The organism is Streptomyces nymphaeiformis (genome assembly GCF_014203895.1).
Classification (GTDB): Bacteria; Actinomycetota; Actinomycetes; order Streptomycetales; family Streptomycetaceae; genus Streptomyces; species Streptomyces nymphaeiformis.
Genome location: NZ_JACHJY010000010.1, coordinates 111,697 through 135,320, shown reverse-complemented (window position 1 = coordinate 135,320; position 23,624 = coordinate 111,697). Strand labels below are relative to the sequence as shown.

The window sequence follows — 23,624 nt, the reverse complement described above, 5'->3', positions numbered from 1 at the left end:
AGGAGGTCCCGCATGAGCCTGTCGCGACGGAGTCTGCTGGCCGCCGGAGGCGCCCTCGGGGCGGTCGCGGCCGCGTCCACGGCCCCCGCCTCCGCCGCACCCGGTCACGGCCGGGTGCGGACCGGCTTCGAGCGGCTCGCGGCCGACGGGTACGCGCTCCTCGCGGGCGACCGCGTCGGCGTCGTCACCAACCCCACCGGCGTCACCCCGGACGCCCGCCACCTCGTGGACGTGATGCACGCGGACGACCGGGTGGACCTGGTCGCCGTCTTCGGCCCCGAGCACGGCTTCCGGGGCACCGCCCAGGCGGGCGGCTCCGAGGGGCGGTACGACGATCCGGCGACCGGACTGCCCGTCTACGACACGTACCTGAAGAGCGGGCAGCCGCTGGCGGACGTCTTCACCGCCTCCGGCGTGGACACGGTCGTCTTCGACATCCAGGACGTCGGCGCGCGCTTCTACACGTACATCTGGACGCTGTACGACTGCATGGCGGCCGCCGCCCTCGCCGGGAAGCGGTTCGTGGTCCTCGACCGGCCGAACCCGGTGACCGGGCGGGCGGCGCTCGGCCCCGTCCTGGACCGGGCGTTCGCCACCTTCGTCGGCCGGGAGCCGATCGCGCAGGCGCACGGCATGACGGTGGCCGAGCTGGCCGGGCTGTTCAACGGCGCGTTCCTGACCGAGCCCGTCGCCCTGGAGACCGTACGGATGACGGGGTGGCGGCGGACGGAGTTCTTCGACGCCACCGGGCTGCCGTGGGTGCCGCCCAGCCCGAACATGCCGACGCCGGACACCGCGCTCGTCTACGCGGGCACGTGCCTCTTCGAGGGCACGAACCTCTCCGAGGGACGCGGCACCACCCGGCCGTTCGAACTCCTCGGCGCCGAGGGGATCGACCGGAGGTGGGCCGAGGCCGCGAACGCCCTCGGACTGCCCGGGGTCCGCTTCCGCGAGGCGTACTTCGCCCCGACCTTCTCCAAGTTCCAGGGGAAGACCGTCGGCGGGGTGCAGCTGCACGTCGACGACCGGGAGTCCTTCGACCCGGTACGGACGGGCATCGGGCTCCTGGTCACCGCCAGGAGCTCCTGGTCCGGCTTCGCCTGGCGGGCGGACAACTGGATCGACAAGCTGACCGGCTCGACCCGGGTACGGACCCTGATCGACGCGGGCGCGGGCGTGGACGAGGTCGTCGGGGCGTGGGAGACGGACCTGGCGGCGTTCCGGGCGGTGCGGGAGGAGTACCTGCTGTACCGGTGAGGGTGGGGTTGGCCCCCGGCCCGTACGGGTGCCGGCGGGATGTCCCCCGGGACGTCCCGCCGACCAGGCTGGGCCCATGAACCTCTCGTTACGACGCCGTCCGTCCCGGCTGCCCCTCGTCGGGCTCCTCCTCGCCGCCTGCCTGGGCGCCCTCGCGCCCGCGGCCCGTGCCGCCGGGGTCCCGGCCGGCCCCGACCCCGCGCGGGAACTCGCCCGCTCCGCCCGGCCCCTGACCGATCTGCGTCCGCTCGACCGGATGATCGGCTCGGCCAAGATCGTCGGCCTCGGCGAGGCCACCCACAGCTCGGCCGAGTTCTTCACCGCCAAGCACCGGATCTTCGAACACCTCGTGGAGTCCCGGGGCTTCACCACCTTCGCCCTGGAGGCCCCCTGGTCCACCGGGCTCCTCGTCGACGACTGGGTCCGCACCGGCCGCGGCGACATCAAGGCGATCATGCGGGACGAGTTCCAGGAGTCGTACCGCCTCTGGAACACCGAGGAGTACCTCGACCTGTTCCGATGGATGCGGGAGTACAACCGGCTTCACCCCGATCGCCCGGTGCACTTCATGGGGAACGACCTCGGGTACGCGGGACCGAACCTCTTCGACACCGTCACCTCGTACGTCGCCCGCGTCCACCCGGACCTCCTGCCCCGCTTCCGGGAGCTGTACCGCGACTCCCGGCCCACCGGCGAGGTGGAGGCCTGGATGAAGGGCTACATGGAGAAGCCGCGCGCCGAGCGGCGGCGGATGGCCGACGAGGTGAACCGCGCCCTCGCCCTCCTGGAACGGCGGGGCCCCGGCGAGGGCCCCGGGGCGCGGGAGGCGCAGGCGTGGGCGGTGCAGCACGCGCGCGCGATCGCCCAGGTCGGCACCGAGTACGCCCATGACCTGACGACTCCCGAGGGCGTCGCCGCGGCGATGCTCTACCGCGACCGGACCATGGCCGAGAACACCGTGTGGTGGCAGCGGCGGACCGGCGACCGGATGGTGCTCTCCGCGCACAACGGGCACGTCGGCTACGAGACGCCGAAGCCCGACCAGTACCCGCGGCTCCAGGGCGCCTTCCTGCGGGACCTCCTCGGCAGGGACTACCTGAGCGTCGGCGCCTCCTTCGGCCGGGGCTCCTTCAACGCGCACGACACCGGAGCCCCCGGCGAGCCGATCCGGACCTTCACCGTCGCCCCGCTCGGACCCGACAGCAGCGCCGCCACCCTGGACCGGGTCGCGTCCGGCCCCTTCTGGCTGGACATGCGGCACACGACTCCGGCGGCGCGCGACTGGCTGGGCGCGGCCCGGCCGGTCCGGCACATCGGGACGGTGTTCCCCTGGCCGGGCGACACGGTGCCGATGCGGCTCTCCACCGCGTACGACCTCCTGATCCACTTCCCCCGGATCTCGGCGGCGCGGCTGCGCTGACCCGCCGTCGCACGTCTGGACGGGGCCGTGCGCGGGCATGCTGGCCGAGGAGCCGCCGCCCGCGCACGGGGCGCACTCGGCGCTGCGGCCCCCTCGACGTGGAGGGACGGGTCTGGCCGTGACCGGGATGAGTGTGGAGCCGTACCGGGAGATCACCTTCGACAAGGACGGCGACGGGCCGCCGGGCCAGGCCTCCGCGCTGGCCGCGCTGGCGCGCCAGGGGGTGGGCGACCTGGTGCTGTTCGCGCACGGATGGAACAACTCCCCGTCCGGCGCCACCCGCCTCTGCTCCGACTTCTTCGCCCCCTTCCCCGGGCTGCTCGCGCCGGGGACCGAGATGGGGTACGCGGGGGTGATCTGGCCCTCGATGATGTTCACGGACGAACCGGTGCCCGACTTCCGGGCGCTCGTGACGGTCCTCCCGGAGAAGGAGCCGGTCATCGGGCGGCTCACGGAACTCCTCGACGCGGCGCCGGCGGAGGAGGCGGCGTTCGCGGAGTTCGGGGCGCTGGTGCGGGAGCTGACGGACGTGGACGCCGAGTCCGTGGCGGTACGGGAGCCGGTGCCGGAGTTCCTGGTGGGGGACCCGGTGCAGGTGTGCGCCCTGTTCACGGGGGCCCTCGAGGACTCACATGAGGAGGCCTTCTTCGGCGAAGGGCTGAAGAAGTACTGGAAGGGCGCCAAGGAGGTGCTGCGGCAGGCCACGTACTACGTGATGAAGAAGCGGGCCGGGCAGGTCGGCGAGCACGGGCTCGGGCCGCTGCTCGGGGAGGTCGCCCGGAGCGCCCCCGGGCTCCGTGTCCACCTCGTGGGGCACAGCATGGGCGCCCGGCTCGTCGCGTACGCGCTGCGGGGGCTGCCCGCGGGGGCCCGGCCGGTCGCGTCCGTGACGCTCCTCCAGGGCGCCTTCTCGCACTACGCGTTCGCGGCGCGGCTGCCGCACGACCCGGGCCGCCCCGGTTCGCTGCGGGATCTCCAGAACCGGGTCCGGGGGCCGGTCGTCGCCTGCTACTCGCGGCACGACAGGGCGCTCGGGGTGGTGTACCCGCTGGCGTCCCGGCTCGCGAACGACTCCGAGTCGCTGCTCGGCACGGATGACCCGCGCTGGGGCGCGATCGGACACGACGGCGTGCAGGCGGTGCCGGGGACGGTGGGCCTGAGCATCGCCGAGGCCCTGCGCGCGGGGGTTCCGGGTGCCGGATGCGTGAGCGTGGACGCGGCCGAGGTGGTCCTCTCGCACAGCGACATCTGCCGTCCCGAGCTGGCGGAGGTGGTGGTCTCGGCGTCCCGCACCGGCCGGTGATGGCTGCCATCGGAATTTCGATGGAACACGGCGGGGCTCCCGTTCGTCCCTCTGATAGCGCGGAAGGACCAGCGGCGGAGGTGGCGAGGGATGGCCGGTTTCCGGAGTCTCGCGAGACAGGTGCGCGATCCGGGGTGCGACACGGCACTGCGCAGGTACTCACTGCGCAAGTGCCTGGAGAGGTTCGCGCCCTACGGGCACCGCGCGACCTGGGACCATCTGTGCCGCAGACACAGATTCGGTCCCGAGGACCGGGAGCTCGACCCGCAGCGGCTCGTGGCCGCGCTCGACGAGCTGGAGGAGGCGCGGGCGGTGTGGCTCGCGTACGAGGAGCGGTTCGCCGCGCGGCGGCGGCGCGAGAAGCACGAGGGGCTGCGCGGGCTCGGCGCGCTCGACGACTGGCACCGGCGCGTCTGGGGCGGCAACGGCGTGGTCCGCTGCGGGGACCCGGCGGTCCACCCCTCGGACCCGCTGCCGGAGGTGCTGCGGCGGCTGATCACCGCGCTTGAGCGGGGGCCGGGCGAGGAGTGCCCGGTGTGCGGGGGGCCGCGGATCGAATGGGCGGGGCTCGGCCCGGCGTGCGGCGACTGCGGGGTGGGTGTCCCCCGGGCGGTCCTGACGACGGGGGCACTGACCCGGGCCCGCCGCCCCCTGGCCCCGGCGGCGTAACCCGGCTCGCGGACCGCGCCCCGCCGCCCGTTGCGGCCGGGGCCCGCGCGGGCGCCGGTCAGTCCGCCGGCGGGCGGCGGACCGGGAGGAGGCGGGAGCCCGCCATCTGCTCGCCGAAGCGGTCGTCGGGGTTGGACAGGACGCAGGTCTCCAGGGAGAGGCACCCGCAGCCGATGCAGTCCGTCAGATGGTCGCGGAGCCGCCCGAGCTGCTTGATGCGCTCGTCGAGTTCGGTGCGCCACGCCCCCGACAGCCGCGCCCAGTCCTCGTTCGTGGGCGTGCGTTCCTCAGGGAGCTGGGCCAGTGCCTCCCGGATGGTGGCGAGGGGGATGCCGACCCGCTGCGCGGCCCGGACGAAGGCGACGCGGCGGAGCGTGTCGCGGCCGTAGCGGCGCTGGTTCCCGCTGGTGCGGCGGCTGGTGATGAGCCCCTTCGTCTCGTAGAAGTGCAGGGCGGAGACGGCGGCCCCGCTGCGGGCGGAGAGCTGGCCGACGGTGAGTTCGTGGATCTTCTCTGGAATCTGCGGCACCCGCAGAACCCTACTGGTGCGCCGGCGGCGGCCGTTGACAGCGGCCCGCCGACCCCACATGCTGAGCAAGCGCTTAGATACCGACCGGTATGTCGTACGAGAAGGGACGAGGACACATGGCCGAGCCGAGGATCTTCACCTCCGCCGAGGAGCTGCGCGCGGGGGTGGGCGAGCAGCTGGGGCACAGCGACTGGCTGGAGATCGACCAGAAGCGGATCGACCTCTTCGCCGAGGCGACCGGGGACCACCAGTGGATCCACGTGGACCCGGAGCGCGCCGCCACGGGCCCGTTCGGTTCGACGATCGCGCACGGCTATCTGACGCTGTCGCTGCTGCCGTTGTTCGTCCCGCAGGTGCTGCGGGTGGAGGGCATGAAGATGGGCCTCAACTACGGGACGGAGAAGGTGCGTTTCCCCGCCCCGGTCCCGGTCGGTTCGCGGTTGCGCGCCACCGCCGTCCTGACGAAGGTCGAGGAGGCGGGCGGCGGCGTGCAGGTGACTGCCGCGGTGACCGTGGAGCGCGAGGGCTCCGAGAAGCCGGTCTGCGTGGCCGAGTCGGTCTCGCGCTACTACTTCTGAACGCCGACCATGCGGAGGACGAGGCCGGCGTAGAGCACGCCGACCTCGTCGGCGGTGCGGCGGCCCTGGGTGTTGAACCAGCGCGAGACGTCGATGCAGAGGGAGAGCACGGCGACCGCGGTGCCGGACACGTCGAGCACGTCGAACTCGCCCGCCGCCGCGCCCTCTTCGAGGATCCGGCGCACGGTCGCGTCGGACTCGCGGCGCAGCTGCACGATCTCGGCGCGGTGCTCGGGGCCGAGCGCGTCGAGCTCGTACTGGACGACGCGCGCGGTCGTGTGGCGCTCGGCGTGCCAGCGGACGAAGGAGCGCACGGCGTCGGCGAGCCGCTCAGCGGCGGTGCCCTCGCGGTCGGCCGCGGCCTTGAGGATCTCCAGGGCCCGGTCGTGGCCGATGCGGCTGATCCGGTGGAGCAGCTCTTCCTTGGTCTTGTAGTGGATGTAGAGCGCGGCGGGGCTCATCCCGGCGCGGCCGGCGATGTCCCGGGTGGTGGTGGCGTGGTAGCCGCGCTCGGCGAACGCCTCGACGGCGGCCACGAGCAGCCGCCGGGCCGCCTCGGGCGTGACCTCGCCCCAGGGCATGTCCTCGGTCCCGGGCGTCTCCTCCGCCGCGCTCATCCCACACTCCCTCTCGGTCCCCGTCAGGACGAACACCATACAACGAGGGTGAGCAAGCGCTTAGAGCTTCTGGAAGGGGTCGTGCTCGGCGAGGAGCTTCTCCAGGCGGGCCTGGTCGACCCGGCTGACGATCTGGCCGGCCTCCTGGCGGTCGCGGACGACCTTGGCGAGGGTGAAGGCCGAGGTCGTGAGATAGAGGACCGAGATCGCCAGGAAGGCCCGGACCCAGGCGCTGGCGTCGAGCTGGAAGATGCCGATGCCCACGGCCGCGATCGCGATCCCGAAGGAGATGACGGCCTGCATGTAGTACGCGGCGGTGTTCTGCTGCTTGACCGGTGTGTCGCTCATGCCGCCAAGGATCGGACGGATGTGGCGGGCGCCACATCCGTCCGCGTACTCAGCGGGGTACTCAGAAGGCCGAGACCCCCGTCAGCGCCCGGCCGATGATGAGCTTCTGGATCTGGCTGGTGCCCTCGTACAGGGTCATGACGCGGGCGTCGCGCACCAGCTTCCCGACCGGGTACTCGTCGATGTAGCCGTAGCCGCCGAAGACCTGGAGGGCGTTGTTCGCAGCGCGGACGGCGGCCTCGGAGGCGTACAGCTTGGCCTTGGAGGCGGCGGTGGCGAAGTCCTGGCCGCGGTCGATCAGGTCGGCGACCCGCCAGGTCAGCAGCCGGGCGGCGTCCACGTCGACGGCGATGTCGCTGAGGAGCTCCTGGACCAGCTGGTAGGAGGCGATGGACTGCCCGAACTGCTCGCGCTCCCCCGCGTACCGCAGGGCCGCGTCGAGGGCGGCCTGGGCGATGCCGACGCAGCCGGCGGCGACCGACATGCGGCCCTTGGCGAGGGCGGACATGGCGACGGCGAAGCCCTTGCCCTCGGGGCCGAGCAGGGCGTCCGCGGGGACGCGGACGTCCTCCAGGACCAGTTCGGCGGTGGCCTGGCCGCGCAGGCCGAGCTTGCCGTGGACGGGGCGGCGGGTGAGGCCGGGGGTGTCGGCGGGGACGAGGAAGGCGGAGACGCCCTTGTGGCCGGGGGTGTCGTTCGTCCGGGCGAAGAGCAGGACGACGTCGGCCCAGGTGCCGTTGGTGATGAACATCTTGCTGCCGTTGACGACGTACGCGTCTCCGTCGCGGACGGCGCGGGTGGCCAGGTTCCCGGCGTCGGAGCCGGTGCCGGGCTCGGTGAGGCCGAAGCAGCCGAGCGCCTCGCCGGCCGCGAGCCGGGGCAGCCACTCGCGCTTCTGCGCCTCGCTGCCCCAGGAGGCGATGGTCTTGGCGACCAGGCCGAGGGAGACGGAGACGATGCCGCGCACGGAGGAGTCGCCGCGGCCCAGCTCCTCGGTGACGAGGCAGTACGCGAGGTGGTCGCCGCCCGAGCCGCCGTACTCCTCGGGGATCGCGAGTCCGAGGAAGCCGACGGCGCCGAGCTTCTTCACGATGCCCCGGTCCACCTCCTCGGCACGGTCCCACGCGGCAGCGTGCGGGGCGACCTCGCGCGCGACGAAGTCCTCGGCGAGCCGCCGTACGGCCTCCTGCTCCTCGCTCAGTTCCAGATTCATGCGGTGCCACCCCACTCGACCATTTAATTACCACTGCTAGTTTTTGTTGTGCGGGCCTACTATGTGCGCCATGGCCCGACCGCGCAAGCCCCTGCTCAGCCGAGAACGCATCGTCGAGACGGCGGGCGCGCTCGTGGACGCGGAGGGCCTCGCGGCGCTCTCCACCCGGCGCCTCGCCGCCGAGCTCGGGGTGAGCGGGCCCTCGCTCTACAACCACTTCCGCACCAAGGACGAGATCCTCGACGCGGTCGCGGACGCCGTGAGCGCGAAGATCGACCTGTCGATGTTCACGGAGGGCGACGCCCGGGACTGGCGGACGGCGCTCCACGACTGGGCCGTCTCCTACCGCGCCGCCCTCGCCGACCACCCGCACATCGTCCCGGTCCTCGCCCAGGGCCCCGGCCGCCGCCCGGCGGGCCTCAAGGTCGCCGACGCGGTCTTCGGCGGGATGGTCCGCGCGGGCTGGCCCCCCGCCCAGGCCACCTCCATCGGCGCGCTGATGCGGTACTTCATCACCGGCTCCGCCCTCGGCTCCTTCGCCCGCGGCTTCGTCGACGACGAGACGGCCTACGACCCGGCCGACTACCCGCACCTCGGCCAGGCCCACCTCCTCGCGGAACACCGCCAGAAGGTCGACGAGGGCGCCTTCGAGACGGGCCTGCGGGCACTGCTCGACGGCCTGCGCCTCCAGTACGAGGCACTCCCGGCCCACCCCCGGACCCCTCACGTTTCGGCCGCCGCCGAAGCGTGAGTGCGGCAGGCTTGCCCCATGGCAGCCAGTGATCTCGCCGCACTCGCGGCGCTCTTCGCGGACGAGAGCCGCGCCGCGTTCCTGCTCGCCCTGCTCGACGGGCGGGCCTGGACCGCCGGGGAGCTCGCCCGGCACGCCGGGGTGGCGCCGTCCACCGCCAGCGAGCACCTCGGGAAACTGGTCACGGGCGGGGTGCTCGCGGAGGAACGGCAGGGCCGGCACCGGTACGTACGCCTCGCCGACCCCGGCATCGCGCACCTCGTCGAGGACCTGGCCGCCCGGTCCGAGCCCGAGGTGCCCGCGCCGCCGCGCTCGCTGCGGGCCGCGAGCGCCGGGCGGGCGATGGCACGCGGCCGGACCTGCTACGACCACCTCGCCGGACGGCTCGGCATCGCGATCACCGACGCCATGACGGACCGCGGGCTGCTGCGCCAGGACACCGGGTTCGCGCTCACGGACCGGGGCCTGGCCTGGTTCGACGAGCAGGGCATCGCCCTCGTACGGAAGGGGCGGCGGCCCGTCGCCCGCGGCTGCCTCGACTGGACCGAGCGCCGCCCGCACCTCGCGGGACTCGCGGGCGCCGCACTGTGCCGGCACGCGCTCGACGCGGGGTGGTGCGTACGGATCGGGTCGGAGCGGGCGGTGAAGGTGACCCCGAAGGGCGAGACGACCCTGCGGGACGTCCTCGGCGTCCCGGCGGCGGCGCTGCGCTGAGCGGGCCGCACCGCCCCGCCCGATATTGCGGTGAGCGCCGAACCGTTCGCGGCCTACCGTCGGGGGATGCAGAAGCAATCCTCCCGGCTCGCGCTCGGCGCCGCCGGTGTCACCGTCGTCCTCTGGGCCTCCGCCTTCGTCTCGATCCGCAGCGCCGGGGCGGCCTACTCCCCCGGCGCACTCGCGCTCGGCCGGCTGCTCGCCGGGTCGCTGGTGCTCGGGGCCGTGCTGCTCGCACGACGGGAAGGGCTGCCGCCGCGAGCCGCCTGGCCGGGGATCGTGACCTCGGGGCTGCTCTGGTTCGGGGTGTACATGGTGGTCCTGAACTGGGGCGAGCAGGAGGTCGACGCGGGCACGGCGGCGATGGTCGTGAACATCGGCCCGATCCTGATCGCCCTGCTCGGCGCGCGGTTCCTCAAGGAGTCGCTGCCGCCCCGGCTGCTCGCCGGCATGGCGGTCTCCTTCGCGGGTGCGGTGACCGTCGGCCTGTCGATGTCCGGCGGCGGCTCGGGCGGCCACGCCTCCGTGCTCGGGGTGGCCCTCTGCCTGCTCGCGGCGATGGCGTACGCGGGCGGGGTCGTGGCCCAGAAGCCGGCGCTCGCGCACGGCAGCGCGCTCCAGGTGACGGCCTTCGGGTGTCTGGTGGGCGCGGCGGCCTGCCTGCCGTTCGCCGGGCAGCTGGTCGAGGAGGTGGGCCGGGCCCCGCTGTCGGCGACCCTGAACATGGTCTACCTGGGGGTGTTCCCGACCGCTCTCGCGTTCACGACCTGGGCGTACGCCCTCGCCCGTACGACCGCGGGCCGGATGGGCGCGACGACGTACGCCGTGCCCGCCCTCGTGGTGGTCCTCGCCTGGGTGTTCCTGGGTGAGCTGCCGGGTCTGCTGACGCTCGCCGGGGGTGCGCTGTGCCTCGCGGGCGTGGCCGTATCCCGCTCCCGGGCGCGGGCCGCCGCGACCGCCGGAACGGCCGAATCCACCTGACAGGTCATACCTCCGGTTCCGGTCAGTTCGCGGGCGGCCCGTGCGGGGCGGGCGCCCGCGACCTGGGAGGAAGACGGGTGTCAAGCCCCAGTTCCGGCCGCCCGGACGGAACACCGCGTTTCACCGCCCCCCGGCCGGATAGTTTCGAGACGGTCACAGGCGCGGGCCGGAACACAACCCTCCGGCCCTTCTCGCAAGTCCACGGGGGAGCTCATGGCGATTCAGCAGCGGGCGGAGCGGACGAGACAGTCGATCCTGTCGTCGGCCGCGCAGGTGTTCGACAGGGTGGGCTACGAGCGGGCGTCGCTCGCCAGGATCGCCGGCGAGGCCCGGCTGACGACCGGCGCCCTCGTCTTCCACTTCGCGACCAAGGCGGAGCTGGCGACCGCGGTGCGCTGCCGGGCCCGCGCGGTCACGCGGGTCACGGTCGAGTCGGCCTGCCTGTCCACGGAGGGCGTGGGCGGCACCGCGATCGACAAATTAGTGATCACCACCCACGCCCTGATCCGGCTCTTCGAGACCGATCCCGTCGCGCGGGCGGGCGAACGGCTCTCCCGCGAGCTGCAGCCGACCGGCCCCGGCCCCGGGCACGAGTGCCCCTGGCGGCGCGAGGTGTGCCGGCTCGCGCGGTACGCGGTGGCGGAGAACGCCCTGCGGCCGGGCGTGGACGCGACGGCGGTGGCGGCGCTGATCGGCTATGTGATCACCGGGGTGGAGCTGGAGATGCGCCGTCCGAGCGCGCCGTCCGACGGGCCCTGGCCGACGGAGAGCGGCGCCCTGCACGATCCGGCCGAGGAACGGCTCGGCCGCATCTGGGAGTTGATCCTGCCGGGGCTCGTCCACCCGGCGGCCCCGGCGCCGTCGAAGGCGCCTTCGGAGGGCAGGTCAGCGACCGCCTCCTGACTCGAGGAGCCGGCGGGCGAAGACCGCCAGCGAACCTCCGATGCGCTCGGCCGAGAGGCCGAGCTGGTGCCGCTGGAACTGGAAGAGCTCGGGTGACAGCGGACTGAGCGCGATGTCGATCAGCGGGTCCGGGTCCTCGACCCCGTGGTCGACCAGCAGGGTCCGGACGTGGACGCGCCAGAATCCGTACGCGCCCGTCCGGAACCGCGCCGGGCCGGTCTCCGCCCCGAGCGCCAGCGGCAGATGCCGTTCGAGCAGATCGAGCATCGCCAGGTAGAACGCCGCGAGCCGCTCCCCGGCGGGTGCGCCGGGTCCGAGCGGCGGCGGTCCGTAGATGAGCTGCCCCTGCAGCCGGCGCTCGTGCTCGTCGAGCAGCGCCACGGCGACCGAGGACGGGTCGGGGAAGCTCCGGTAGAGCGTGGCGCGGCCGACGCCCGCGGCCTTGGCGATCTCCCCCATGGTGACCGACCGCGGGTCCTGTTCGGCGAAGAGCTGCTCGGCCGCGGAAAGGATCTGGGCGCGATTGCGCTCCGCGTCGGCGCGCCTGCGCGGGGCGACCGGCTGGTCGTCCGCGGACTGAAGATCACCGAGGAGTCCGCCGACCCGGTGCACGGAGGCGGCTCCACGACCTCGCTGCTCGTCGTCGCTCATGGATCGACCTTACTTCCCCTGAAGCTAAGTGGACACCTTGTCCGTTTGCCATGTTGCGTGGCATGCTAAACGGACTCAGTGTCCACTTATCCGCTCGCCATCCCGCCCCAGGGAGATCCAGATGCACACCGCGCTCCTCGCCGCGGCCCTGCTGGTCGGCTGCCTCCTGGCCGTCCAGGCCTCGGTGAACCTCCAGCTCAACGCGGCCGTCGGCACCCCGTACGGTGCCTCCACCATCCAGCTCGGCGTGGCCACCACGCTGCTCGTCGTGCTCGCGGTGGCCGCCGGCGCGCTCGGCGCGCTCGGCAAACTGCCCGACGTGGAGTGGTGGCAGCTGCTCGGCGGACTCGCCAGCCCGCTCTACATCACCAGCGGCATCCTGCTGTTCCCACGGCTCGGCGCCCTCGCCGCCGTCGGACTCTTCGTCACCGGCCAGATGTTCGCCTCGCTCGCCCTCGACCTCTTCGGCCTCCTCGGCCTGAAGCAGAAGGACCTGAGCGTCGGCATCGTCCTCGGCGCCCTCGCCGTCCTCGCGGGCATCGTCGTGATCATCCGGGGCATGAAGGCCGCCGCCCCTCCCGGCGCCCCCAAGATGTCGAGCGCCGGCCGCGTCGGCTGGCTCGTCCTCGGCATCGTGGCCGGCGGCGTGCTGCCGGTGCAGGGCGCGGTCAACGCCCAGCTGCGCGCCCAGCTGAAGCAGCCCATCACGGTCGCCGTGATCAGCTTCGCCGTCGCGACCTTCACCATCGCCGTCGTCCTGCTCGTGCTGTACGCGACCCGGAAGACCCCGAAGCCCAAGATCGCCCCGCTGAAGAAGATGCCCTGGTGGGGCTGGCTCGGTGGCGCCTGCGCCGCCGCGTACGTCACCGGCACCTTCCTGCTCATCCCGACCATCGGCGCGGCCGTGACCATCGCCCTCACCGTGACGGGACAGCAGCTGACCTCCGCGCTGATCGACCACAAGGGCCTGTTCAAGCTCCCGCAGCGGTCCCTGACCAAGCCGCGCGCCCTGGGCCTCGCCCTGCTGATCGCCGGCTCCCTGACCATCCAGCTCGTCTGACCGAGGCCGGCGTCTCCCCCGGGTCCCCGCCCGGGGGCCCCCGGCCCGCTCGGTGCGTCACGAAAGGTTTGCCATGGATACGACCTACTCCGCCGGGCCGGACATCCACGTCCTCCCCTCGGCCCTGCCCATCCCCGGCCTCGGCGACCAGCCGGTGAACGCCTTCCTCGTACGGTCCGGACAGCCGCTCCTCGTGGACACCGGCATGCCCGTCGACCGGGAGGGCTTCCTGGACTCCCTCTGGAAGCTGATCGACCCGGCCGATCTGCGCTGGGTCGTCGTCACCCACGACGACCGCGACCACACCGGCGCGCTCCGCGCGATCCTCGACGCCGCGCCGAACGCGAAGGTGCTCGCCAACGCGATATCACTGACGCGAATATCCGAAGAGTTCAGCATTCCGCAGGAACGGGTAGTAACCGCGAACCCGGGAAGTCGCGTGAAAGTCGGCGATCGTGAGCTGAGTTTTCACCGGCCGCCCACCTTCGATTCACCCGGAACGCTCGCCGTGTTCGACCACTCCGATGGAACGCTCTACAGCTCCGACAGCTTCGGCACCGTCGTCGAAGAAATTCAGCAGGACTTCACCGACCTTTCCGAGGAGGAATTCTTCCACGGCTTCGAGGTCCTGAACCGTGCCATTGCCCCGTGGACCGCGCTGGTCGACGAGGCGAAGTTCCTGAAGCCCGTGCACGACCTTGCCGCGCTGCGCCCCGCGCGGCTGCTCAGCGCCCACGGACCGACCGTCGAGGAGAGCGCCGTGCCCCGGCTCTTCGACGCGATGGCCCGCATCCCGTCCCTGCCCGCCTGGCTGCCCGGCGCCGACCTCGACCTCGAGGCCGCGCTGGACGCCCACGAGTCCACCGCCGGCTGAGCACCGCTCCGCCCGCACCTGAACCGAGGAGAACCATGTCCGACCCGACCACCGCCGATCTGACCCCGCCGCGCGGAGTCGTCACCGTCTTCTCCGACATCTGGTGTTCCTTCGCGCACATCGCCATCCACCGGCTGCACGCCACCCGGGCCCGCCTCGGCCTGGAGGAGCAGGTCTCCTTCGACCTGCGCGCCTTCCCGCTGGAACTGCTGAACGACGCCCCGAGCCCGCGCCCGGGCACGGACAGCGAGGTCGCCCGGATGGCCAGCCTGGAGCCGGCCGCCGGCTGGCAGCTGTGGCAGGCCAAGGACTGGCTGTACCCCTCGACGACGCTGCCCGCCCTGGAGGCGGTGCTCGCCGCCAAGGAGCAGAGCCTGAACGCCTCGGAGCAGCTCGACCTCGGGCTTCGCCGGGCCTTCTGGGCCGAGTCGCGGTGCATCAGCCACCGCAAGGTGATCCTGGACGTGGCCGCGGAGACGGGCGCCGTCGACGTCGACGCCCTCACCGAAGCGCTGGACGACGGGCGGGCCCGCCGGGCCCTCTCCGACCAGGCCGCGCTGTCCAAGAGCGACCGCGTGAACTGCAGCCCCCACCTGTTCCTGCCCGACGGCTCCGACCACGCCAACCCCGGCATCGACGTGGGCTGGGAGGGCGCGTACGGCATCGGCTGGCCGGTGATCGCCTCCGACGACCCGAAGGTGTACGAGGACATCCTGCTGCGGGCCGCCACGGAATAACCGTATAAGCCGCCGCCGGCGGCCACATAATGGGAACGACGGTCAGGCATTCCTTTTTCGAGGAATGCCTGGCCGTCGTTCCCTTTTTTCTTCCGCAGAACATCGCGGTGATTATTAATTGCGTGACCCGGCCGTTATTCGCAAGGCCGCTCGAAGCTCCTACAGTCGTTTACGCCGCCGGAATTCCGGACGAGTTTCGTATCGACAGCGGGAGTTCTTCATGTCGTTGACCGACAAGGCAGACGTCAGCACCTTCGTCGACCTCACCCAGCACGAGATCGAGGCGCTGAAGACCCGGTTCAACCTGGCCGACGCCCACACGCACCAGCGTCAGTCCGCCTCGCAGGAGCAGATCGTCTCGCGGCTCCCCGAGCTCTGGCACGAGTCCGAGTCGAAGCAGCAGGCCCACTTCGAGCGCCTGTTCGTCGACGCCTTCTTCCGCCTGCACCAGCAGCCCACCGCCCGGGCGATGGACCGCACCCTCCTTTCCTACTCCGCCAGCGTCTCCACGATGGTCGCCGGCATGTTCCTCAAGCAGCGCGGGATGTCCGTGCAGCTGGTGGAGCCCTGCTTCGACAACCTGGTCGACCTGCTGCGCAACATGCAGGTGCCGCTGGGACCGGTCGACGAGTCCGTGCTGCACGACAAGGACTCCATCTACGAGCGCCTGGTCGAGGCCGTCCACGCGGACGCGATCTACCTGGTCGACCCGAACAACCCGACCGGTTTCACCCTGCTCGCCGAGAAGCTGGAGGGCTTCCGCGAGGTCGTCCGCTACTGCGTGGACCACGACAAGGTCCTGGTGATGGACTTCTGCTTCGCCTCCTTCGCGCTGTGCGACGAGGGCATCGGCCGCGTCGACATCTACAAGCTGCTCGAGGAGTCCGGCGTCACCTACATGGTCATGGAGGACACCGGCAAGACCTGGCCGATCCAGGACGCCAAGTGCGCCATGATCACCGCCAGCCGGGACATCCAGGAGGAGGTCTACAACCTCCACACCAGCGTCCTGCTGAACGTCTCGCCGTTCGTCCTCAACATGGTCACGCAGTACATCGAGGACTCCATCGAGGACGGCTTCGCCTCGGTCCGCGACATCATCAAGACCAACGGCGACGCCGCCCGCGCCGCCCTCGACGGCACGATCCTGGAGTTCCAGGAGCCGGTCGTCGGCACCAGCGTCGCCTGGTTCCGGATCAAGCCGGAGCACCTGACCGCCACCCAGCTCCAGGCCGTCCTCTTCGACGAGGAGGTGTACGTCCTGCCGGGCACCTTCTTCTACTGGAACGCCAAGGAGAAGGGCGAGCGCTTCGTCCGCCTGGCCCTGGCCCGCGAGCCCGAGGTGTTCGCCGGCGCGATGGAGCGGATGCGGAAGGTGCTCGAGCGCTATGCGGCCTGACGCCCCCGACGCGACTGACCACGCCCCCACGGTGTTCATCGACGCCACGCTCTTCATGGGCATGCACAGCACGGACGACGCCGTCCGGACCGGCGCGAAGGCCTTCTTCGCCGGCCGGCTGGCCGCCGGGGACGCCGGCCGGGTCGTCATGAACTGGGAGCAGGTCGGCCGCTGCGACGACCTCGTGTGGGGCTACGAGCGGAAGATCCAGGACGAGTACTACCCGTTCATGGACGTCCTCCACACCGACCTGGCCATCGACCGCGTCCCGTACGACGAGGACGACCTGCGGCAGGCCTTCACCACCCCCGCGCTCGAAGGCCTGCCCACGCACGAGCGCCTGCTGCTCGCCCAGGTCATCGGCCGGGGCGGGGAGCTGCACACGGCGAGCCCCCGGCTGCTCCGCACGACCGGCCTGCCCGTCGTGCCGGTCGGCGCCACCGCGGAGCCCTCGTTCCCCGCGTACCTGGAGGACCTCTACCGGCGCTCGCTGGTGCTGACGGTCGACTCCGACACCCTCTGAAGACCTTTTCCGAAGGGCACCCCACTCATGCCTGACACCTACTCCGGTACGGTCGTCCCCCTGATCACGCCCCTCGACGAGCACGGCACCGTCGACGAGCAGAGCGTCGTCCGGCTCCTGGACCACATCCGCGCCGAGGTCACCGGCCTCATGCCGGCCCTGACCTCCGGCGAGGGCTGGAAGCTCGACGCCCGGCAGTGGCAGGACGTCGTCACGTACACGGTCAAGCACGCGGCCGGCCTCCCCGTGCTCGCCGGCATCCAGCTGCCCGACACCGCCTCGGTGATCGACCGGGCCCGCACGGCCGCCGAGATCGGCGCCGACGCCGTCGTCGTCACCACGCCGTTCGGCGCGGACGTGACGCAGGACCAGATCGTCGAGCACTACCAGGCGATCCGCGCGGCCCTCGACATTCCGATCTTCCTCTACAACGAGGAGGCGCTGTCGGGCAATCGCATCGAGTTCGAGACCCTGATCCGGATCTGCAAGGAGATCCCCGGGATCGTCGGCATCAAGGAGTCGAGCGGCGACGCCGCCTTCACCCGCAGGATGGCCGAGGCCGGCACCGGCATCCCGGTCTTCGAGGGCTGGGAGAACCTCCTCGTCGACGCCCGCGGCATCCAGGGCTTCATCGGCCCGCTGGCCAACCTGGAGCCCGCCCTGTGCAACGCGATGCTGGTCGACCCGACCCCGGACCGCCAGGCCGAGATCAACACGGTCTGCGAGAAGTACGGCGTCTTCAAGGACGACTGGTACCGCTGGGTCAAGAAGGAGCTGCACACCCGCGGTGTGATCAGCTCCCCCACCACGCACGAGGAGGCGAAGGCGGCATGAGCACCACCCCCGCCTCGCCCGTCCCGGTGGCCGCGCGCTCCTTCGCGACCCCGCCCGTGACGGCCCACCGCGAACTCCACTCCCTCTACCGGCGGGTGCCCAACCTCGGCGACTACGGCTCGATGGCGTCGATCGAGGAGCGCTGGATCCTGCCGAAGGCGCGGGCCTACGAGGACTCCGCCCCCGCGTTCGGCTCGGCCGGCGAACTGCTCCAGGCGCTCAAGGAGTTCCTCGCCGAGGAGGAGGCCGCGCTCCCGGAGAGCGCGACCTTCCTCGCCGAACACGCGACGCTCGACCAGTTCAAGGTGATCGTCCGGCAGTTCGCGCTCGACGGGCTCACCGAGTCCGAGTCGCTGCTGCCGGTCGTCCCCCGGCTGCCGTACCGCTCGGCGATGGCGGTCTTCCGGGTCCTCATCGACGAACTCGGCTGCGGCAACGAGGAGAAGGCGCACTCCCAGCTCTACCGGGACCTGCTCACCGAGTTCGACATGAGCCTGGAGCTCGACGACTACCTCGACGAGACGACCCCGGAGTGCTACGCGTACGTCAACATGTTCCACTGGCTGGCGAGCCGCGCGTCGTCCCCGCAGTACTTCCTCGGGGCGTACGCCTACTTCGAGACCAGCGTCCTGTACGCCTTCCAGAGCTTCGCCCGAGCGGCGCGGCGCCTCGGGATCGTCCACGACGCCTACTACACCGAGCACCTGTACATCGACTCGTACCACTCCAACCACATGCGTACGGCGATCCGCGCGCTCGACGAGCCGGACTTCGCGAAGATCTGGGCGGGCGTCCGGCTGGCCTCCGACATCGTCGGCGAGGCCCAGGAAGCGGCGATCGCGCTGGCGCGGGAGACGGTCGCATGACGGCCGTGCCCGCCGGGCGGCGGGGCTCCGGCGAGCCCGTCGTCCGTCAGGTGACCGAGGACCTGGTCCTGGTCGAGGTCGGCGGCCGCAAGGTCCTCGCGGCCGCCGTCTGCCCCCACCGCGGGGGCCGGCTCAAGTACGGCAGGGTCGACGGGGACAGGCTGCGGATCACCTGCCCCCTGCACCACACGACCTTCGACCTGACCAGCGGCGAGCGCACCTCGGGGGCGGCCTGCGCCGCCCTCCGGGTGGTCGACGTGCTGCCCGGCCAGGACCGTCCCGAGGACCTCGCCGGGGGCGCCTCATGACCACCACACCGACCGGGGCGGCGTCCAGCGTGACGCCGCCCCGTGCGGCGGTCGACCACGACGGCATCGCGCCGGTGCCCGAGGAGGAACGCACCTCGACCCCGGGCGACTTCGGCTGGATCTGGCCCTCCGCGCAGTTCTCCTTCGGCACGGTGGTGCTCGGCGCGCTGCCCGTCGTCTTCGGTCTCGGCTGGTGGACGTCGGCGAGCGCGATCGCCGTGGGCGTCGCCGTCGGGACGGCGCTGCTCGCGCCGCTCGCCCGGTTCGGCGTCCGCACCGGCACCAACGATCCGGTGTCGAGCGGGGCGCACTTCGGGGTGCGGGGCAGGGTCGTCGGCAACATCATCACGGTGGTGACGGCGCTCGGCTTCTTCGCCATCGCGGTGTGGACGGGCGGCACGGCCGTCATGGTCGCCGGGCACCGGCTGTTCTCCACGCCGACGGGTCCGGGCGCGCTGACCGTCGCGATGTTCGTGACCGCGGCGGCGGTCGCGCTGGTCGCCGTGCGCGGCCACGAGACCCTGGTCCGCACGTACCGGATCACCGCGGTCACCGGCGGGGCGATCCTGCTCGGCACGGCCCTCGTGCTCGCGCCGAAGTTCGACCCGGGGTACGCCGGCGGGCCCCTGGCACTCGACAGCACCCTGCACACCTGGCTGCTCGCGGCGACCGCGTCCGCGACCGTGCCTCTGTCGTACGCCACCTTCCAGGGCGACTACACCCGCTACATGCCGGCCGCCACCCCCACCGGCCGGGTGGTGCGGGCCAGCGGGATCTCCATGTTCCTCAGCAGTCTCGCGGCGCTGCTCACCGGCGCGTACGTGACGACCCTCTTCCCCGTGCCCGACGAGCCGTGGCTGCAGGGCCTCACGGACGCGGTGCCGGGCTGGTTCGCGGTGGCCGTGGTGCTCTTCGGCTTCGCGGGCACCCTGCCGCAGGCCGGACTGTGCCTGTACGCGGCCGGCCTCTCCGCCAACTCGGTGTTCTGGCGCTCCTCGCGGGCCGCCGTGACCACGGTGGTCGCGCTGCTCGCGGCGGCCGTGCTGTACCTCGGGGCGGTGGTGTACGACGCCATGGACGCCATGTCGGCGTTCGTGACGCTGCTCCTCACCGTCGTGGCCCCCTGGGCGGCCGTGCTCTCCGTCGGGTACGTGCTCCACCGGGGCCGGTACGACGCCGAGGCGCTGCGGGCGTTCACCACGGGCGGCGGCGGGCGGTACTGGTACACCGGCGGGGTCAACCCGCGAGCGGCCGCGGCCTTCGCGGTCGGCGCCTTCGTGGGCGTCCTCTGGGTCAACAACCCCTTGTACACCGGGCCGTTGACCGGCCTCACGGGCGGCGTGGACCTGAGCCTGCCGGCCTCCTTCCTGGTCGCCGCCGTGCTGTACGGGGTGCTGTGCCGGGTGTGGCCGGAGCCGTTGCTTCCGCCGACACGAGCTTCGAGGTGATGCGATGTCCGACGCCATGTCGACGGTCCGGCTGACGGTCCGCTCGGTCACCGAGGAGGCGGACGGCGTACGGGGCCTGCTCCTGGCGGATCCCACGGGCGCCGACCTCGCGCCCTGGGAGCCCGGCGCGCACCTGGAGGTGACGCTGCCGTCCGGGGCGGTCCGGCACTACTCGCTCTGCGGCGATCCGGCCGACCGGAGCGTCTACCGGCTCGGGGTGCTGCGGGAGCCGGCCGGCCGGGGCGGCTCCGAGGAGATCCACACCTCGGTCGGGGAGGGCACGGTCCTCGGCGTCCGCGGCCCCGTCAACCGCTTCCCGCTGGTGCCCGCCGAGCGGTACCTGTTCGTGGCGGGCGGCATCGGCATCACCCCGCTGCTCCCGATGGTCCGCTCCCTGCCCCCGGGCTCGTGGTCCCTGCTGTACGGCGGCCGGAGCCTCGCCTCCATGGCGTACCGCGCGGAGCTCTCCGCACTCCCCGGGGTCACGCTGGTCCCGCAGGACACGGAGGGGCTGCCCGATCTGGACGCCGTCCTGGCCGAGCAGCCCGCCGGAACGGCCGTGTACTGCTGCGGCCCGGAGGGGCTGCTGCGGGCGGTCGAGGACCGGTGGACGGGACCGCTGCACGTGGAGCGGTTCGGTGCGGCTCCGGTGGAGCGGGCCTCCGGCGAGGGCGGGTTCGAGGTCGAGCTGCGGCGGACCGGGCGGACCCTGCGCGTGGAGCCCGGACGGACCCTTCTCGACACCGTGCGCGAGGTGGTGCCGGGTGTGGCGTACTCCTGTGAGGAGGGCTGGTGCGGCACCTGCGAGACGAAGGTGCTCGCCGGGACGCCCGAGCACCACGACACCGTCCTCGGCGAGGACGAGAAGGCCTCGGGGACGACGATGATGATCTGCGTGGGGCGCTCGCGGGGCGAGCGTCTCGTGCTCGATCTGTGACGGACGGACCCGCACCGGCCCGGGGCCGGTGCGGGTCCTCGCCACGGTCAGAAGACGACGAGGGCGCGGCCGCCCTTGCCCGCGAGCATGTTCTCGAAGGCGCCGGGGATGCCGTCCAGGGTGATCCGCTCGGTGACGAGGGCGCCGAGGTCGAGGCGGCCGGCCCGGATGTGCTCGGCGAGCACCGGCAGGTCCACGGCCGGGTTCGAGTTGCCGTAGACGCAGCCGGCCAGCGTGCGGCCCCAGTGGAAGATCTCCAGGGCGTTGAAGGTGACCTGCTGGTCCTTGCCGCCGATGCCGACGACCGTGGTGCGGCCGCCGCGGCGGGTGGAGTCCCAGGCGGTGCGGATGGTGACGGCGCGGCCGACGCACTCGACGGCCACGTCGACGCCCTGGCCGCCGGTCAGCTTCCGGATGTCCTTGGCGGTGGTCTCCGAGGCGACGACGTACTCGGTGGCCCCGGCGGCCCGGGCCAGTGCCTCCTTCTCGGGCGAGACGTCGACGGCGACGATCGTCGACGCCCCGGCGATCCGGGCGGCCTGGAGAGTCGCCAGGCCGACGCCTCCGACGCCGAAGACGGCGACGGTCTCGTTCTCCCGGACCCGGGCCGAGTGGTGGACCGCGCCCCAGCCGGTGAGGACGGCGCAGCCGAGGAGGGCGGCGTCGGTGAGCGGGACGCCGTCGGGGACGGGCAGGACGCAGTTCGCCGCGACGACCGTCTCCTCCGCGAAGGCGGCGACGTTGAGGCCGGGGTGGAGGTCCCTGCCGTCCTCGGTGCGGGCGTGGATGTTCGCGGCGCCGGTCAGGGCGTTCGCGCAGAGCCAGACCTCGCCGAGCGAGCAGGGGTGGCAGCTGCCGCAGGACGGCGCCCAGTTGAGGACGACGCCGTCGCCGGGGGCGACGTGGGTGACGCCCTCGCCGACGGAGACGACGGTGCCCGCGCCCTCGTGGCCGAGGACGGCCGGGACGGGCACGCGCATCGTGCCGTTGGACAGGGACAGGTCGGAGTGGCAGACCCCGGCGGCGGCGAGCCTGACCCGGACCTGACCGGGTCCGGGCTCGGGGAGTTCGATGCCGGTGATCTCCAGCGGAGAGCCGATGGCGGGCAGGACGGCGGCGCGGATCACGCTGTTCGCTCCTTCTGCGCTCAGAACTGCAGGGACTTGGTCTGGAGGTACTCGGCGAGGCCGTGCGCGCCGAGCTCCCGGCCGACGCCGGACTGCTTGTACCCGCCGAAGGGGGCCAGCGGGTTGAAGCGGCCGCCGTTGATGTCGACCTGGCCGGTGTCCATGCGGCGGGCGAAGGCGACGGCCGCCCCGGGCTCGCCCCAGACGGCACCGGCGAGGCCGTAGACGGTGCCGTTGGCGATCGCGAGGGCCTCGTCCTCGTCCTCGTACCGCAGGAGCGACACGACGGGGCCGAAGATCTCCTCCTGCGCGATGGTCATCTCGGGGGTGACGTCGGCGAAGACGGTCGGGGAGACGTAGTAGCCGGTCTCGCGCGGGGCCTCGGGGCCGCCGGCGACGAGCCGGGCGCCCTCCTCGATCCCCTTCTCGATGTAGCCGCGGACGCGCTGCTGCTGCTTGGCGTTGACGAGGGGGCCGACGCGCTCGCCGGGGACGTACTTGGCGACGGCCTCGGCGGCGAGCGCCACCGCCTCCTCGTACCGGTCGGCGGGGATCAGCATCCGGGTCCAGGCGCTGCACGTCTGGCCGGAGTTGGACATGACGTTGGCGATGCCGACGGCGACGGCCTTGGCGAGGTCCGCGCTCGGCAGGATCACGTTGGCGGACTTGCCGCCGAGTTCCAGCGCGACCCGCTTGACGGCGCCGCCGGCGAGGGCGCCGATCCTCTTTCCCACGGCGGTGGAGCCGGTGAAGGAGACGAGGTCCACGTCCGGGTGCTCGGCGAGCGCCTGCCCGGCGACCGGGCCGAGACCGGTGACCAGGTTGAAGACGCCGGCCGGGAGGCCCGCCTCGTGGACGGCCTCGGCGAAGAGCTGGGCGGTGAGCGGGGTGTCCTCGGCGGGCTTGAGGACCGTGGTGCAGCCGGCGGCGAGGGCCGGGGCGACCTTGGCGACGATCTGGTGGAGCGGGTAGTTCCAGGGGGTGATCGCGGCGACGACGCCGACCGGCTCGGCGTAGACGGTGGAGTTGCCGACCTCCTCCTCGAAGGGGTGGGTGGCGGCGAGCTCGGCATAGCTGCCGGCGACGGCGATCGGCAGTCCGGCGTGGACGGCGGCGGCGAGCTGCGGCGGGGCGCCGAGCTCGGCGGTGACGGTGGCGGCGATCTCCTCCGCGCGGGCGGCGAGCGCGTCACGGAGGGCGGCGATACGGGCTCCGCGCTCGGCGGGCGGGGTGGCCGCCCAGCCGGGGAGCGCGGCGCGGGCGGCACGTACGGCGGCGTCGACGTCCTCGGCGGTGCCGGCGGGGACGTGGGCGATGACCTGCTCGTCGGCGGGGTTGACGACCGGGATGGTGTCCGTGGAGGAGGCGGGGCGCCACTCCCCGCCGATGTACATCGCGTCGTGGGCCTTCATCCGCTGTCTCCTCAGCTTGCCGGTGCGTCGTCCGAGTGGGCGGGACCCAAACTAGCGCTGTTAGTTTTCAGACGCCAGGGCCGGCGGGAGTGCCCAGGGTCTCACCCCTGTGTGGGCAGTCGTTCCGCTGGGGCGAGGGGGGTCCCCCCTGCTCGAACGAAGCCG

Annotated in this window: 26 protein-coding genes; 19 read left to right on the top strand and 7 right to left on the bottom strand. The window is 72.6% G+C overall.

Going from position 1 to position 23,624, the window contains the following annotated elements:
- The first annotated feature begins 12 nt into the window (after nucleotides 1-12).
- The 4 genes from GGE06_RS31645 to GGE06_RS31630 all read left to right on the top strand — a co-directional run bounded on the left by GGE06_RS31645 (nucleotide 13) and on the right by GGE06_RS31630 (nucleotide 4,649).
- The gene (locus GGE06_RS31645) at nucleotides 13-1,257 is read left to right on the top strand and encodes an exo-beta-N-acetylmuramidase NamZ family protein (RefSeq protein ID WP_116161838.1); all 1,245 of its coding nucleotides are present in this window, start codon (nucleotides 13-15) and stop codon (nucleotides 1,255-1,257) included.
- Nucleotides 1,258-1,333: 76 nt separating this feature from the next.
- Nucleotides 1,334-2,677: an erythromycin esterase family protein gene (locus GGE06_RS31640; protein WP_116161837.1), complete on the top strand. Its 1,344-nt coding sequence runs from the start codon at nucleotides 1,334-1,336 to the stop codon at nucleotides 2,675-2,677.
- A gap of 127 nt (nucleotides 2,678-2,804) precedes the next feature.
- Entirely contained in the window at nucleotides 2,805-3,980 is a 1,176-nt protein-coding gene (locus GGE06_RS31635) for an alpha/beta hydrolase family protein (protein ID WP_220378602.1), read from the top strand.
- Between the two features lie 90 nt (nucleotides 3,981-4,070).
- Complete coding sequence (locus tag GGE06_RS31630; RefSeq protein WP_116161835.1) at nucleotides 4,071-4,649, top strand: hypothetical protein; 579 nt, start codon at nucleotides 4,071-4,073, stop codon at nucleotides 4,647-4,649.
- 58 nt (nucleotides 4,650-4,707) lie between these two features.
- Here the strand turns inward: GGE06_RS31630 and soxR are convergent, their stop codons facing one another.
- A complete protein-coding gene (gene soxR / locus GGE06_RS31625) occupies nucleotides 4,708-5,178 on the bottom strand; it encodes a redox-sensitive transcriptional activator SoxR (RefSeq protein ID WP_116161834.1) in 471 nt (156 codons plus the stop codon).
- A gap of 116 nt (nucleotides 5,179-5,294) precedes the next feature.
- Here soxR and GGE06_RS31620 point away from each other — a divergent pair, with 116 nt between their 5' ends.
- Nucleotides 5,295-5,756, top strand: a complete 462-nt coding sequence (locus tag GGE06_RS31620; protein WP_116161833.1) for a MaoC family dehydratase — start codon at nucleotides 5,295-5,297, stop codon at nucleotides 5,754-5,756.
- Here GGE06_RS31620 and GGE06_RS31615 read toward each other — a convergent pair.
- The 3 genes from GGE06_RS31615 to GGE06_RS31605 form a co-directional block, all read right to left on the bottom strand.
- On the bottom strand, nucleotides 5,747-6,373 hold the full coding sequence (locus tag GGE06_RS31615; RefSeq protein ID WP_116161832.1) for a TetR/AcrR family transcriptional regulator: 627 nt from the start codon (nucleotides 6,371-6,373) through the stop codon (nucleotides 5,747-5,749). The two genes, GGE06_RS31620 and GGE06_RS31615, sit on opposite strands and share 10 nt — an antisense overlap.
- Nucleotides 6,374-6,433: 60 nt before the next feature.
- Nucleotides 6,434-6,721: a YiaA/YiaB family inner membrane protein gene (locus tag GGE06_RS31610; protein ID WP_030691197.1), complete on the bottom strand. Its 288-nt coding sequence runs from the start codon at nucleotides 6,719-6,721 to the stop codon at nucleotides 6,434-6,436.
- 61 nt (nucleotides 6,722-6,782) lie between these two features.
- Complete coding sequence (locus tag GGE06_RS31605) at nucleotides 6,783-7,934, bottom strand: acyl-CoA dehydrogenase family protein (protein WP_184932433.1); 1,152 nt, start codon at nucleotides 7,932-7,934, stop codon at nucleotides 6,783-6,785.
- A gap of 61 nt (nucleotides 7,935-7,995) precedes the next feature.
- On the opposite strand from GGE06_RS31605, the gene GGE06_RS31600 reads away from it, so the two are divergent.
- The 4 genes from GGE06_RS31600 (at nucleotide 7,996) to GGE06_RS31585 (ending at nucleotide 11,283) form a co-directional block, all read left to right on the top strand.
- Complete coding sequence (locus tag GGE06_RS31600; RefSeq protein ID WP_181924671.1) at nucleotides 7,996-8,685, top strand: TetR/AcrR family transcriptional regulator; 690 nt, start codon at nucleotides 7,996-7,998, stop codon at nucleotides 8,683-8,685.
- A gap of 18 nt (nucleotides 8,686-8,703) precedes the next feature.
- A complete protein-coding gene (locus GGE06_RS31595) occupies nucleotides 8,704-9,399 on the top strand; it encodes an ArsR/SmtB family transcription factor (RefSeq protein WP_184932432.1) in 696 nt (231 codons plus the stop codon).
- A 66-nt stretch (nucleotides 9,400-9,465) separates the two neighbouring features.
- Entirely contained in the window at nucleotides 9,466-10,380 is a 915-nt protein-coding gene (locus tag GGE06_RS31590) for a DMT family transporter (protein ID WP_116165620.1), read from the top strand.
- Nucleotides 10,381-10,593: 213 nt separating this feature from the next.
- Nucleotides 10,594-11,283 (top strand): TetR family transcriptional regulator, encoded by a 690-nt coding sequence (locus GGE06_RS31585; protein ID WP_184932431.1) that lies wholly within the window; start codon nucleotides 10,594-10,596, stop codon nucleotides 11,281-11,283.
- On the opposite strand, the gene GGE06_RS31580 is transcribed toward GGE06_RS31585, so the two are convergent.
- On the bottom strand, nucleotides 11,266-11,934 hold the full coding sequence (locus tag GGE06_RS31580; protein ID WP_116161827.1) for a TetR/AcrR family transcriptional regulator: 669 nt from the start codon (nucleotides 11,932-11,934) through the stop codon (nucleotides 11,266-11,268). The two genes, GGE06_RS31585 and GGE06_RS31580, sit on opposite strands and share 18 nt — an antisense overlap.
- 121 nt (nucleotides 11,935-12,055) lie before the next feature.
- Here GGE06_RS31580 and GGE06_RS31575 point away from each other — a divergent pair, with 121 nt between their 5' ends.
- The 10 genes from GGE06_RS31575 (at nucleotide 12,056) to GGE06_RS31530 (ending at nucleotide 20,920) form a co-directional block, all read left to right on the top strand.
- On the top strand, nucleotides 12,056-12,994 hold the full coding sequence (locus GGE06_RS31575; RefSeq protein ID WP_116161826.1) for a DMT family transporter: 939 nt from the start codon (nucleotides 12,056-12,058) through the stop codon (nucleotides 12,992-12,994).
- A gap of 73 nt (nucleotides 12,995-13,067) precedes the next feature.
- Nucleotides 13,068-13,868 (top strand): MBL fold metallo-hydrolase, encoded by an 801-nt coding sequence (locus GGE06_RS31570; RefSeq protein WP_184932430.1) that lies wholly within the window; start codon nucleotides 13,068-13,070, stop codon nucleotides 13,866-13,868.
- Nucleotides 13,869-13,903: 35 nt separating this feature from the next.
- A complete protein-coding gene (locus GGE06_RS31565) occupies nucleotides 13,904-14,605 on the top strand; it encodes a DsbA family oxidoreductase (RefSeq protein ID WP_184932429.1) in 702 nt (233 codons plus the stop codon).
- Nucleotides 14,606-14,825: 220 nt separating this feature from the next.
- Nucleotides 14,826-16,004, top strand: a complete 1,179-nt coding sequence (locus GGE06_RS31560) for an aminotransferase class I/II-fold pyridoxal phosphate-dependent enzyme (RefSeq protein WP_116161823.1) — start codon at nucleotides 14,826-14,828, stop codon at nucleotides 16,002-16,004.
- Nucleotides 15,994-16,527, top strand: coding sequence for a DUF6190 family protein (locus GGE06_RS31555; protein ID WP_184932428.1), 534 nt, complete (start codon nucleotides 15,994-15,996; stop codon nucleotides 16,525-16,527). The genes GGE06_RS31560 and GGE06_RS31555 overlap by 11 nt, the downstream gene beginning before the upstream one ends.
- Before the next feature lie 27 nt (nucleotides 16,528-16,554).
- Nucleotides 16,555-17,361, top strand: a complete 807-nt coding sequence (locus tag GGE06_RS31550) for a dihydrodipicolinate synthase family protein (RefSeq protein ID WP_116161821.1) — start codon at nucleotides 16,555-16,557, stop codon at nucleotides 17,359-17,361.
- A complete protein-coding gene (locus GGE06_RS31545; protein ID WP_184932427.1) occupies nucleotides 17,358-18,227 on the top strand; it encodes an iron-containing redox enzyme family protein in 870 nt (289 codons plus the stop codon). Before GGE06_RS31550 ends, GGE06_RS31545 begins: the two co-directional genes overlap by 4 nt.
- Nucleotides 18,224-18,535, top strand: coding sequence for a Rieske (2Fe-2S) protein (locus GGE06_RS31540; RefSeq protein WP_116161819.1), 312 nt, complete (start codon nucleotides 18,224-18,226; stop codon nucleotides 18,533-18,535). The genes GGE06_RS31545 and GGE06_RS31540 overlap by 4 nt, the downstream gene beginning before the upstream one ends.
- On the top strand, nucleotides 18,532-19,983 hold the full coding sequence (locus GGE06_RS31535; RefSeq protein WP_181924670.1) for a purine-cytosine permease family protein: 1,452 nt from the start codon (nucleotides 18,532-18,534) through the stop codon (nucleotides 19,981-19,983). The genes GGE06_RS31540 and GGE06_RS31535 overlap by 4 nt, the downstream gene beginning before the upstream one ends.
- A gap of 4 nt (nucleotides 19,984-19,987) precedes the next feature.
- Complete coding sequence (locus GGE06_RS31530; RefSeq protein ID WP_116161818.1) at nucleotides 19,988-20,920, top strand: PDR/VanB family oxidoreductase; 933 nt, start codon at nucleotides 19,988-19,990, stop codon at nucleotides 20,918-20,920.
- Between the two features lie 47 nt (nucleotides 20,921-20,967).
- Here GGE06_RS31530 and GGE06_RS31525 read toward each other — a convergent pair whose 3' ends face one another.
- Nucleotides 20,968-22,047, bottom strand: a complete 1,080-nt coding sequence (locus GGE06_RS31525; protein WP_116161817.1) for a Zn-dependent alcohol dehydrogenase — start codon at nucleotides 22,045-22,047, stop codon at nucleotides 20,968-20,970.
- Nucleotides 22,048-22,067: 20 nt separating this feature from the next.
- Nucleotides 22,068-23,459: an aldehyde dehydrogenase family protein gene (locus GGE06_RS31520; RefSeq protein WP_184932426.1), complete on the bottom strand. Its 1,392-nt coding sequence runs from the start codon at nucleotides 23,457-23,459 to the stop codon at nucleotides 22,068-22,070.
- Nucleotides 23,460-23,624: the final 165 nt, after the last annotated feature.